This is a genomic window from Bradyrhizobium sp. SK17 (assembly GCF_002831585.1).
Lineage (GTDB): Bacteria > Pseudomonadota > Alphaproteobacteria > Rhizobiales > Xanthobacteraceae > Bradyrhizobium.
On sequence record NZ_CP025113.1, the window covers coordinates 105,315 to 117,462 of the forward strand.

General features: G+C 65.3%; 11 protein-coding genes. 8 read left to right on the forward strand and 3 right to left on the reverse strand.

Features of this window, described 5'->3' with window-relative positions:
- Window positions 1-26 precede the first annotated feature (26 nt).
- Window positions 27-626: a DUF1080 domain-containing protein gene (locus CWS35_RS00530; RefSeq protein ID WP_100950193.1), complete on the reverse strand. Its 600-nt coding sequence runs from the start codon at window positions 624-626 to the stop codon at window positions 27-29.
- A 217-nt stretch (window positions 627-843) separates the two neighbouring features.
- Between CWS35_RS00530 and CWS35_RS00535 the strand changes: the two genes are divergently transcribed.
- The 3 genes from CWS35_RS00535 to CWS35_RS00545 all read left to right on the forward strand — a co-directional run bounded on the left by CWS35_RS00535 (window position 844) and on the right by CWS35_RS00545 (window position 2,026).
- Window positions 844-1,314, forward strand: a complete 471-nt coding sequence (locus CWS35_RS00535) for a cupin domain-containing protein (RefSeq protein WP_245438819.1) — start codon at window positions 844-846, stop codon at window positions 1,312-1,314.
- 73 nt (window positions 1,315-1,387) lie between these two features.
- Window positions 1,388-1,627: a DUF2171 domain-containing protein gene (locus CWS35_RS00540; protein ID WP_100950195.1), complete on the forward strand. Its 240-nt coding sequence runs from the start codon at window positions 1,388-1,390 to the stop codon at window positions 1,625-1,627.
- A 57-nt stretch (window positions 1,628-1,684) separates the two neighbouring features.
- The gene (locus CWS35_RS00545) at window positions 1,685-2,026 is read left to right on the forward strand and encodes a hypothetical protein (RefSeq protein ID WP_100950197.1); all 342 of its coding nucleotides are present in this window, start codon (window positions 1,685-1,687) and stop codon (window positions 2,024-2,026) included.
- Here CWS35_RS00545 and CWS35_RS00550 read toward each other — a convergent pair.
- The gene (locus tag CWS35_RS00550) at window positions 2,000-6,115 is read right to left on the reverse strand and encodes a GAF domain-containing protein (RefSeq protein WP_100950199.1); all 4,116 of its coding nucleotides are present in this window, start codon (window positions 6,113-6,115) and stop codon (window positions 2,000-2,002) included. The two genes, CWS35_RS00545 and CWS35_RS00550, sit on opposite strands and share 27 nt — an antisense overlap.
- Window positions 6,116-6,517: 402 nt before the next feature.
- Between CWS35_RS00550 and CWS35_RS00555 the strand changes: the two genes are divergently transcribed.
- Genes CWS35_RS00555 through CWS35_RS00565 form a run of 3 tightly spaced genes read left to right on the forward strand, consistent with a single transcriptional unit; the run spans window position 6,518 to window position 9,757 of the window.
- Window positions 6,518-7,570, forward strand: a complete 1,053-nt coding sequence (locus tag CWS35_RS00555) for an Ldh family oxidoreductase (protein ID WP_024581215.1) — start codon at window positions 6,518-6,520, stop codon at window positions 7,568-7,570.
- 24 nt (window positions 7,571-7,594) lie between these two features.
- On the forward strand, window positions 7,595-8,959 hold the full coding sequence (locus tag CWS35_RS00560; protein WP_024581216.1) for an LLM class flavin-dependent oxidoreductase: 1,365 nt from the start codon (window positions 7,595-7,597) through the stop codon (window positions 8,957-8,959).
- A gap of 12 nt (window positions 8,960-8,971) precedes the next feature.
- Entirely contained in the window at window positions 8,972-9,757 is a 786-nt protein-coding gene (locus CWS35_RS00565; protein WP_100950202.1) for a fumarylacetoacetate hydrolase family protein, read from the forward strand.
- Between the two features lie 329 nt (window positions 9,758-10,086).
- Here the strand turns inward: CWS35_RS00565 and CWS35_RS00570 are convergent, their stop codons facing one another.
- Window positions 10,087-11,007, reverse strand: coding sequence for a LysR family transcriptional regulator (locus tag CWS35_RS00570; protein ID WP_024581218.1), 921 nt, complete (start codon window positions 11,005-11,007; stop codon window positions 10,087-10,089).
- Window positions 11,008-11,191: 184 nt separating this feature from the next.
- On the opposite strand from CWS35_RS00570, the gene CWS35_RS00575 reads away from it, so the two are divergent.
- Together CWS35_RS00575 and CWS35_RS00580 are read left to right on the forward strand one after the other, a co-directional pair.
- On the forward strand, window positions 11,192-11,533 hold the full coding sequence (locus CWS35_RS00575) for a muconolactone Delta-isomerase family protein (protein WP_245438820.1): 342 nt from the start codon (window positions 11,192-11,194) through the stop codon (window positions 11,531-11,533).
- 73 nt (window positions 11,534-11,606) lie between these two features.
- Window positions 11,607-12,104: a hypothetical protein gene (locus tag CWS35_RS00580; RefSeq protein WP_100950204.1), complete on the forward strand. Its 498-nt coding sequence runs from the start codon at window positions 11,607-11,609 to the stop codon at window positions 12,102-12,104.
- Window positions 12,105-12,148: the final 44 nt, after the last annotated feature.

Genomic DNA, 12,148 nt, shown 5'->3' on the forward strand with positions numbered 1-12,148 from the left:
CGCGACCGGGCTCCAATTGCGCGCCGTCAGAGCGGCTTGATCTGCACCTTGCGGAACTTGACCACGCCCGAACCATACTGGAGCGCGATGTAGCCGCTGGCGTGCTTGGAGTCCTGGGCGTCGACGGTCTTCTGGCCGTTCAGCGTCACCACGAAATGCGGCCCCTGCGCCGTGATCTCGTAGACGTTCCACTTGCCGGCCGCCTTCGGCATCGGATCGACCTTGCCGACGTCGACGATCGCGCCGGTGCCGTAGGTCGGATCCGGCCGCTTGTCGAAGATGTTGACCTCGTAGCAGACCTTGGAGTCGATCACCTTGTTGCCTTCGCAACGGATGAAGACGCCACTGTTGGCATCCTCGTCGGTCCAGAACTCGGCCCTGATCTGGAAATCCTTGTAGGGGGTCTTGCTGACGAGATAGGAGAGCTCCTTGCCGTCGAGCTTGTCGGCCACCAGCGCGCCGTCCTTCATGGCCCAATTGGCCTTGCCGACCTCGTCCCAGTCACCTTTCTTGGTGCTGTCGAGCAGCGTGACCCAACCGTCCTGCCCCGATGCGGCGGTCGAAAATTGCAGCGCGGCCACACCGATCATCAATCCCGCCGCCACTATCGACAAATGCTTCTTCACGGTCGTCCTCCCGTTTTTTGTTGGCGCGCAACCTATCATTGCCAGCAACGGCGTAAATCCGTTTTTCATGTTGCAGTTGCGTTGTGTCACGGGCCGATGTCGCAATCTTGAGATCAGACATGCGTGGACGCGTCTTGCCCGGCGGAAGCAGGAGCGAATAGCATCACGTTGATACGGGCGCGGCAGTTGCCCGAGAACACTGATCTGGGAGGATACGATGACGGCATCGAACCGATCCTGGCGCTACCTGTTGATGCCGCTGGCCCTTGCCGGCATGCTGAGCGTCAGCTCCGCCGCCGAGCTCAATCCGGCTGCCGTCACCTACAAGCTGCCGGACCAGATCCCCTGGAGCCCGGTCGACGCGCGCGGCGCGCAGAACGCCGTCGTGGTCGGCGATCCCTCGAAGCCCGGCTTCTACATGGTCTACACCAAATGGACCAAGGGCAATCATTTCAGCCGTCCGCACTTCCATCCCAACGACCGCTACATCGTCGTACTCAAGGGCACCTGGTGGGTCGGCTCGGGTCCGAAGTTCGATCCCGATCACGGCACCGTGGCGATGCCGGCCGGAAGCTTCGTCACCCATTACGGCAAGCAGGTGCATTGGGACGGCGCCAAGGACGAGGACGCCGTGCTGCTTATCATGGGCGAAGGCCCGGCGACCGCGACCGAAGTGGAACAGAAGTAGCCGGCAGCCGAATAGCAACCTTCACATCCGCGTGGCGTTTCATCCCCTCATCATCATGACGAGGAGACAACGCATGGCGACAGCAGCCGACATTCGGGAACATATGGACGTGATCTCGTCGGACAAGAAAACGGTCGGCAAGGTCGACCACATGGAAGGCACCGACAAGATCAAGCTGACCAAGCAAAGCTCGCCCGACGGCCAGCACCATCATTTCATTCCGCTGTCCTGGGTCGACCGTGTCGACCAGCACGTCCATCTCAACAAATCCGGCTCCGACGTCGCGGCGCATTGGCAGCACGGCCGCCAATAGCCGCATTGCGCGCGATGGCGGCGATGTTATCATTGTGGGCCAAAGGAAGGGCTTTCGATGCACCCCGCCGCCAAGCCGCAATTTGCCCGCATCGTCGACGAGTTCGCGCGGTGGCGCGGAATACCCGAACCGGAGCGACCGCCCGCGCCAGCGTGGTGGTGGGGCCCGGCATTCGAGATGCGCGATGCTGCCGAGCCGCTGCCCGCCACCTGGTGCCACAAGCTCCGCCTGCCCGACGGCGCCCGGTTTGCCGACGGCGCGCTCGTATTGCGGCAGACGCTGGCCGGCCAGACCACGCTGCCCTGGCCCTATGATTTCTCGCGCAAGGTCGCATCCGCGGATTCCGACGTCCGCGACCTGCCGGTGCAGCCCTCAGACGACAGCGCGTTTCCGCCCTAGATCCGGCACAGCCTCACCGGCTGCCTCATCCTCCAATGACGGTTGCAGCGGCGGCGCGGTCAGCACCGGCGCCGACTTCAACAGTTCGGCAAGATCGCGCGGCGGCAGCGGCCGGCTGAACAGGAACCCCTGCATCTCGTCGCAGGCATGCGCGCGCAGGAACTCCCGCTGCTCGGAGGTCTCGACGCCCTCGGCGACGATGGTCATGCCGAGTGCCTTGCCCATGCTGATGATCGCCTGCGCGATCGCGACGTCCTCGGAATCGTCGGGCAGGTCGCGCACGAAGGAGCGATCGATCTTGATGGTGTCGATCGGGAACTGCTTCATCAGCGACATCGACGAGTAACCGGTGCCGAAATCGTCGATCGCCAGCCGGATGCCGCGGTTCTGGATCGCATCGAGCACGCGGACTGCCCGCGTCACGTTGCGCATTACCATGCTCTCGGTGACCTCGAGTTGCAGCAGCTCGGGCGGCATGCCGCTCGCCGCCAGCGCCTCGTCGATGTCGTCGAGCAGATGCGGATCGCCGAACTGCCGCGGCGAGAGGTTGACCGCCATCGTCACCGCCTTGAGGCCGCCGCGCTGCCAGGCCATGTTCTGCGCGCAGGCTTCCTTCAGCACCCAGCGGCCGATCGGCACGATGAGCCCGACCTCCTCGGCAAGCGGGATGAATTGCCCCGGCGAGACCTTGCCGAGCTCGGGATGGCTCCAGCGCAGCAGCGCTTCGACGCCGCTGATCTCACCGCTGGCCATGTCGACCTTGGGCTGATAGTCGAGCGAGAACTGGTCGCGCTCCAGCGCGCGGCGCAGCGCGCTCTCCATCGTCAGGCGCTCGATCGACTGTGCCCGCACCTCGTTGGAGAAGAAGCGGAAGCCGTTCTTGCCGTCCTCCTTGGCGAGATACATCGCCATGTCGGCATTCTTGGTCAGCGTCTGCACGTCGGAGCCGTCGGCCGGATACACAGCGATCCCGATCGACGCCGTGGTGTGGCACTCGTGCCCGCTGAGTTGCAACGGCTGGCTGAGCGAAACCAGGAGATCGCCGGCAATGCGCTCGACGTCGTGACGTTCGGCGGTTTCCTCGAGGATGACCACGAACTCGTCGCCGCCGAGCCGGGCCACCACGTCGCTCGCGCGCAACGATGCGCGCAGCCGCTCGGCGATCGCCACCAGCAGCATGTCGCCGGCGTCATGGCCGAGCGAGTCGTTGATCACCTTGAAGCGGTCGAGATCGATGAACAGCACCGCGAGCTGCCGGCGATGGCGATCCGCCGCCGAGATCGCGTGACGCAGCATCTCGTTGAAGGTCTCCCGGTTGGGCAGATTGGTCAGGCTGTCGTGCGAGGCGAGATACTCGATGCGCTCGTCGGCCTTGTGCTTCTCGTCGGCGCGATCGAAGCTTTCCAGCGCGAACGCCAGATTGTCGGCGAGCCGCTGTAGCAGCTCAGCGAATTCAGGCGTGAAGGTGTCCTTCTCGATCGCGACGAAGATCATGACGCCAACCACCTGCCCGCTGACGATCAGCGGGAAGGAGGCACCCGACTGCGTTCCGTCGAGGCGAGCCCTCTCATGGAAGGCGGCGGTGTCGGCGTCGGCAAAATAGTCATTGATGATGCAGGCCTGGCCCGACCGGAACGCCCTGCCGCAGGCACCGCGTCCCTCGGCATGCGCCTCGCTGACCGAGAGCGTGACCTGGCTCGCGCCGCCCGCCGCCGGGCCCGCGATCGCGACGATCCGCAGATAATCGCTCCCGCCTTGCGCCAGCGCGATCGTGGTCGAGGTGAATTTGCCGCCGGTCGCCGCCGCCTCGCAGACCAGTTGATACAATTCGCTGCGGGACTTCGCCCGCATGATCGCCTCGTTGGTCGCGCTCAGCGCCGCGAACATGCGCGACAGCCGTTCCTTCTGCTCGTCGGCCCGCGCCTTCTCGTCGGCACGATCGAAATTGGCCAGCGCAAACGACACGTTCTCGGCAAGCCGCTGCAACAGCGCCATCATCTCCGGGCTGAAGGTGCCGAATTCGCTGGACAGGAACACCAGCGCGCCGATCGCCTCGCCGTTCTTGAGCAACGGCAACGCCGCGCCGGACTTGCTGCCGCTGTCGCGGACCACCGGATAGACATGCGAGTCGGGTCCGAAGTCGCTGAGATAGTCGTTGCTGATGCAGGGCCTGCGGGTGCGGATCGCAACGCCGGTCAGGGTTTGTCCTTCCGGCCGCGTCGCGTCGGCCGACAACTGGACTTCACGGGCCCGTATCCGGTCGGGGCCGGAAGCCGCCACATTGTCCAGGAAGGCCTCGCCGGGACGCACCAGGCGGATGGTGGCCGAGATGAACTGACCGCCGACAGCCGCAGCATCGCAGACCAGATCGAACAGCTCGCTGCGGGACTTCGCCCGCATGATCGCCTCGTTGGTCGCACTCAGTGCCGCGAACATCCGCCGCAACTTTTCCTTCTGCTCCTCGGTCCGCGCCTTCTCGTCGGCACGGTCGAAACTGCCCAGCGCAAAGGAGACGTTGTCGGCGAGCCGCTGCAACAGCTCGGCGAATTCGGCCGAGAACGTGTTGCGCTTGGCGGAGATGAACAGCATCACTCCGACCGGCTCGTCGTCGACGATCAACGGAAACGCCGCGCCGGATCGCGCATCCTCGCGATCGATGACTTCGCGGAACGGGCTGTTGGCGACGTCGCTGAGGAAATCGTTGTTGATGCAGGCGCGCCGGGAGCGGAACGCCTTGCCGCTGACACCGCGCCCTTCGGGGCGGGCATCGCTGCGCGAGACGTTGAGACGGCGCGCATTCTCGGCGGTGGGGCCTGCGACCGCGATCATCTCCAGGAAATCGTCGCCGGGCTTCGCGATCAGGATGCTGGTGGAATTGAACCCGCCGCCATGCGCCGCCGCCGCGCAAACCAGCTCGTACATCTCGATCCGCGACCGCGCGCGCATGATCGCCTCGTTGGTCGCGCTCAGCGCGGCGAACATCCGCGACAGCCGCTCACGTTCCGCGTCGGCCTTGGCCTTCTCGGTGGCGCGGCCGAAATTATCGAGCGCAACCGAGACGTTCTCGGCGATCCCGGCCAGCAGCGCGATGATCTCCTGATCGCGCGCCCAGGAATTGCCGGTGAAGAAGATCAGGACGCCGATGCTGCGGCCGAAGCGGGTCAGCGGCAGCGCGACACAGGCCATCAGGCCGCTGCCGCGAATCGGCGTCTGCGACGGGCGGGTCGAGGTCGGGATGTCGTGCTCGACGCAGGGGCGCTGGGTTCGAAATGCCTCGCCGCAAATGCCCTTGCCGTAGACATTGTCGGGGTCGGTCGAAAACCGCGTCTGCGTGATCAGGTCGATCGCCTCGCCGGTGCCGGCAACGGGCTCGAGCCAGTGCGTATCGGGTTCGGCTAGCAGCACCACCGTGGCAAAGGACTTGCCGCTGAACACCGCCGCATCGCAGACCCGCTGATACAGATCGTGCTCGGTCTTGGCGCGAAGGATCGCCTCGTTGGTCGCGCTGATCGCGCCGAACATGCGGTTGAGCCGGCGCATCGCCCGCTCACCGCTCTTGCGCGACGTCTCATGGTCGAAATTGTCGAGCGCGAAGGATACGTTTGCTGCCATGCGCTCGAGCAACGAGACGATCTCCTCGCCAAGCGAACCGACCTCGCGCCGGGTCACCATGAAGACACCGACGCTGCGCCCACCACAGACCAGCGGCATCGCCGCAGCCGCGCCGACGCCGCTCGCCGCGGCACCGCTGCGCCAGGCCGCCGAGCGGGGATCGTTGACATAGTCGTTGCTGACGCAAGCCGTCTGGTCACGGAACGCCCGTCCCGCGACGCCCTCCCCTTCCGGCGTGTTGGCGAGCGTGGAAATCGTGATGCTGCGCAGCCGCGCGACATCCTCGCCGTAGCCGGCCGCGAAGGTCAGCAGACCGGTATCCGGCTCCAGCAAAAACACGGTCGCAGCCAGGAAGCTCCCGCTCGAGAAAGCGGCTTCGCAGACCTTGCCGTATAGTTCTTCCGGTGATTTCGCGTACAGGATCGCTTCGTTGGTGGCATTCAACGCCGCGAATGTACGCCCGATGGTCGACTGCACGTTCCCTGAAGGCCCCGGGGCCAACCCCTTCAAACTGGCGCGGAACATTGCCCGCAAGAGGCCTAAGTGATGGTTAGTGTATCCGGCAAGTTGCGCGACAGAGTAAACGGCTGACGAACGCGGCGGGCGGTTTCCCGGGATATTACGGACCCTTGTGTGCCAGGCTGAGGCGGCGGGCCGGAACGCGCGGATCGCGGCCCGGTTCGTGCCGGCACGGCGGCCAAATTCCGCATCGCGACCGCGCCCGTTCCGCTCGGTGAAAACATCGGCGGGAGCACCCTGCTGGCGGTATGGCCGACCGGATTTTCCGGCCTTGCTCGGCCAGCCGCGCTTTGAGAGCATGACGCCGATAACAGCAAGCAAGACCCGCGCCTCATGCGGGCGAAGCGCGAGGAAATTCCCATGCCGATCGTCCAGGCCGACCGTCTCACGCGTATCGGCGCCGCGCTGCTTCGGGGCGCCGGCGCATCGGAGGAGGAGGCCAACGCCGTCGCCTCCGGCTGCGTCAACGCCAATCTGGCCGGCCATGACTCCCACGGCGTGATCGCGATCCCGACCTATATCGACCGCATCAAGGCCGGCCACATCGTGCCCGGCGCCAAATGGACCATCGTGCAGGAAACGCCGACCACGACCGTGATCGACGGCCATTGGGGGTTCGGCTTCCACGTCAACGCCAAGGCGATGGAGATGACCATCAACAAGGCCAGGACCGCCAATGTCGCGGCCTGCACCGTGTTCCGGCAGAGCCATGTCGGGCGGCTCGCGCATTACCCGCTGATGGCGATGCGCGAAGGCATGATCGGGATCGCGGCAGCCGATTCCGGCCGCTCGCCGAAGCATGTCGCGCCGTTCGGCGGCCGCGAGGCCCGGCTCGGCACCAACCCGCTGTCGATCGCGGTGCCCTCCGATCTCGAGGCGCCGTTCTATCTGGACATGGCGACTTCGGCGGTCGCCGCCGGCAAGATCCAGCTCGCGGTGGCGCGCGGCGAAAGCATCCCGAAGGGCTGGATCATCGATGCCGAGGGCCGCGACACCACCGATCCCAAGGACTATCGCAAGGGCGGCGCGCTGCTGCCGCTGGGCGGCAGCGAGGGCTACAAGGGCTCGGGGCTCGCCGCGATGGTCGAGGTGCTATGCGGGCTGTTGACCGGCCTCGGTTTCGGCGTCGAGCCGACCGGCCGGCACAATGACGGCTGCTTCATGGCGGTGTTCAACGTCGCCGCGTTCCGGCCGCTCCTCGATTTCAAGAAGGAGGTGGCCGATTTCGCGCGCTACCTGAAATCGACGCCACCGTCGGAGGGAAGCCGCGGCGTATTCTATCCCGGCGAGGTCGAACATCTGCGCGAGCTCGAGCGGCGCAAGAACGGCATCGAGATCGAGGATGCGACCTGGGAGAAGCTCAAGGCCCTCGCCGTCGATTACAAGCTCGCCGACGAACTCAACCTGCGCTGACAAATCCGGACACGGGAGAACGACATGACACGGCAAATGGCACTGGTTGGCTTTTTGCAGGCGCAGAACTGTACCAACCTGCCGGGCTCCTGGCGCCACCCGGAATCGCGCGACGATTCGATGTCGGCGGACTACTACCAGGAGATCGCGCGCATCCTGGAGCGCGGCAAGTTCCACATGGCGTTCTTCGACGACCGCCTCGCGATGCCCGACCGCTACAACAACGACCACGCCCACACCGTCGAATACGGCATCCGCTGCGTGAAGATGGACCCGATCGTGGTGCTGACCACGATGGGCATGGTCACCACCAAGCTCGGCCTCGCCTCGACCGCATCGACCACCTATTTCGAGCCGTTCGACGTCGCCCGCCGCTTCGCCACGCTCGACCTGATGACGGGTGGCCGCGCGGCCTGGAACGTGGTGACCTCGGTCAATGACGGCGAAGCGCTTAACATGGGCAAGGCGCAGCATCTCGACCACGATCCGCGCTACGACCGCGCCGATGAGTTCATGGAGGTGGTGCTCGGCCATTGGGATTCCTGGGAAGACGGCTCGCTTGTGATCGACAAGAAGAGCGGCCGCTTTGCCGATCCGACCAAGGTGAAGCGGCTCGATCACAAGGGCGAGTTCTTCAGCTCGCGCGGTCCGTTCACGGTACCGCGCTCACCGCAGGGGCATCCGGTGATCGTGCAAGCCGGCGCCTCCGGCCGCGGACAGCGCTTTGCCGGCCGCTGGGGCGAAGTGATCTTCACCGCGGCGCGCAATCTCGCGCACGCCAAGCAGAATTACGACGCCATCCGCGGTGAAGCCGCCAAGGCCGGGCGCGATCCCGACCAGATGTTCCTGTGCAATCTGATCACGCCAATCGCCGGCGCCACCAAGGCGGAAGCCGAGGATCGCATGGCCGTGATCCAGAAGCTGCCGCTCGAGATCGACGCGCTGTCGCTGCTGGCGGAAGCGCTCAATTTCGATTTCGGCGCCAAGCCGATCGACGAGCCGCTGACCACGGAGGAGTTGCAGGGCATGCAAGGCATGATCGGCATGCGTGACGGCGTGCTGCGCGCCTCCGGCAAGAGCAATCCCTCGACCCGCGACTTCATCACCTTCTCCGGCCGCGCCCAGGTGCAGGATGCGATCGTCGGCGGTCCGAAGGAGATCGCCGACCGGCTGGAGGAATTGTTCGAAGGCCGCGGCTGCGACGGCTTCGTCGTCGCCGCAAGCTATGTGCCGGGCTCCTATGCCGACTTCGTCGATCACGTGGTGCCCGAGTTGCAGAAGCGCGGCCTGTTCCACAAGGACTATGCCGGCACGACGCTGCGCGAAAATCTCGGGCTCAAGCGCCCGGCTGCGGGCGCGTGGAAGACCCGCGCGCAAGCGGCGGAATAGAAGGACATCATCATGCGCTGGCTGAAATTCACCGCCGCGGGCAACACGTCCTGGGGTTTGGTCGAGGGTGACACCGTGACGACAGTCAACGGCGATCCATTCGGCGAATGGAGAAAGACGTCCAAGAACCACGCCTTGAAGGACGTCAAGATCGAGCTGCCGCTGGTCCCGCGCACCTTCTACTGCGTCGGGCTGAATTATTTGAAGCACCTCAAGGAAGCCGCCGACAAGGCCGGCACGGTGCCGAACGTTCCCGACCGCCCCGAGATCGGCTACCGCGCCCAGAACGCCCTGATCGCGCATGATGATGACGTCGTGATCCCGGCAAGCGCGACCGAGAAAATCCATTACGAGGGCGAGCTGGTCGTCGTGATCGGCAAGACGGCCAAGCACCTCACCGACGCCAATGCGATGGATTGCGTGTTCGGCTACACCATTGGCAACGACGTCTCCGAACGCAGCTGGCAGAAGGCCGACCGCGGGCTGTGGCGCGCCAAGAACGCCGACACCTTCAAGCCGATGGGGCCGTGGATCGAGACCGACGTCGATCTCGACCGCATGGAGACCGCGATCCGCGTCAACGGCAAGGAGACCGGCCGCTTCCGCACCAACGAGATGATCTTCGGCATCGTCCCCTTCCTGGTCGAGCTGAGCAAGTACTTCACGCTGTCACCCGGCGACGTGATCTGGATGGGCACCGACGGCGCCTCGCCTGATTTGAAGGACGGCGACGTGGTGGAGATCGATATCAGCGGCATCGGGACGTTGCGGAACAGGTTCGTGAAGGAGAAGGTGTGAGGGCTCGAGCGCTCTAGCCCCGTCATCCTGAGGAGCGCGCAACGCGCGCGTCTCGAAGGATCGACGGCCACCAGCCGGGGTCGTACATCCTTCGAGGTTCGCTCCGCTCGCACCTCAGGATGACGGTATGAAACTAGTTGTATTCTCTCCATTTGTCGTCCCGGCGAAGGCCGGGACCCATACGCCGCGGCGAGTCTCGTAGGCGGGGCTCATCGTTCCAACGTCGCGCAACAATAGCCATTCGTGGTTATGGTCCCGGCCTGCGCCGGTCCGACACTGGGTTTGTTGAAGCATAAGACCCCATGCATCAAGTGCACAGACCGGATGGCTCACCGCACGGTCGCCGGCCGACTCTTCACATGGTCGATGAACGCGCGCAGCTTCGGCAGGATCTGGCGGTGGCCGGGATAGTACAGGAACACGCCCGGCGTCGTCGGCGCGAATTGATCCAGCACGCGCACGAGCTTCTTGTCCTTTACGGCAGCTGATATCAGCGGTGCGGGCACTTGCGCCAGCCCCACACCTTCGAGCGCCGCGCCGACCAGCGTCGGGAAGTCGTGGCCGATGAAGGAGCCGGATACGGCCAGCTCGATCGAACGACCGTTATCGTTCAGCGACCATGGCGCCAGCCCGCCGTTCGATCGCCGCAGCCTGAGGCAGGCGTGTTCACGCAGATCGTCGGGACGCTTCGGCCGGCCGCGGCGCGCGAGATAGTCCGGGCTGCCGACGACGGCGAACGGGAACGGCTTGGTCAGGCGCACCGCGACCATGTCCGGGTTGATGAACTGGCCCATCCGGATGCCGGCATCGAAACCGCCGGCGGCGAGGTCGACCAGTTCCTCGCTGGCGGCGAGTTCGACCTCGATCTCCGGATACGCCTTGCAGAATGAAGCGATCAGCGGCTCCAGCAGGATCGGCACCACCGAGCGCGGCACGGTGAGGCGCAGCAGCCCGGCCGGCTTCTGCCCGAGCTCGCGCGCGGCGCCGCTCGCAGCGACCAGCTCTTCGAAGGCGGGCCGGGCGCGTGCGAGAAATCGTTCACCGGCCTCGGTCAAACCGACACTGCGGGTGGTGCGGATGAACAGCACGGCGCCGAGGCGCGCCTCGAGCGCACGCACCGCCTGGCTGATCGCCGACGGCGTCACCGCGAGCTCGGTCGCCGCACGGCGAAAGCTGCGGTGCTGGGCGACGCTGAGGAATGCCTCCACGCCGTCGAGCGCGCCCTGCCGGACTGTGAAGTTCTGCTTCATGGCCTGTCAACATTATCGCGAATAGTCGCCTCCGGAAAGCCGCCCTACATCGAACCTACGAGCCCAGCGCCGCGATGCACGCTGCGCCACGCGACATCACGACATCAGTCGTGAGACTCGGCCGATGACAGCAATCCGTCACGCAATCCTCGCCCTCACCCTCACTCTGACAGGCGCCACCGCCATGACCGCTCCCTCCCCTGCCCAGGCCCAAACCACCTCCACCGTCACCACCGGCGTGATTGTCATCCTGACCGTCAAGCCGGGTATCACCCGCGATCAGGTGATGGCGGTGATGCCGGATGAAATCCGGCAGACCGTGCAGCTCTATCTCAACGGCAAGCTTCGCGAATGGTATTCGCGATCCGATGGACGCGGGGTCGTCTTCCTGCTCGACGCCAGGGACACCGCCGAGGCCCACGCGATCATGGAAGGCCTGCCGCTGTCCAAGCTCGACCTGATGGACCACGACTACATCGCAGTCGGCCCGCTGCTGCCGCTGCGCCTGCTCATCGCCAAGTCGTGAGCGCAAGCCGAGGTCGAAGCCGATCGACGGTTCGGCCTCCTCCCTCCAGACCGACAAACAGAGGAAACCGGCCGTGCCAGTCAGTCTCAACGTTCCATTCCTGCTCAGCGTCGCCGGTGCATTTCTCGCCAGTGCAGCGGTGGCTGTCACCTATGTCTGGCCGGCGCTCCGCACCTGGCCGCGCCACGAGGCGCTCCGGCTGCTTGCGGCCTTCCATGCCTTCCGGTTCCTCGGGATGAACTTCCTGGTCACCGGCTTCGTGTCGCCGGACGTGAACCCGGTATTTGCCGGCGCGGTCGGCTGGGGCGATCTGACCGCGGCAACTCTCGCGCTGCTTTCGATGGCGGCACTGTCGTGGCGCTGGCCGATCGCCATTCCGCTCGTCTGGCTGTTCAACGTCTGGGGCACGCTGGATCTGCTCAACGCCTACTACATGGGCGCGACGGAGAACGCGGATCCCGGCCTGTTCGGCGCTGGCATCTATATTCCAGCGCTGTATGTACCGCTGCTGCTGGTCAGCCACGTGATGGTGTTCATGATCCTGATGCGGGCGAAGAAGGCAGAAGCGTAGCGCGCCCTTCCCTTTCGTCATTCCGGGGCTCGCGAAGCGAGAGC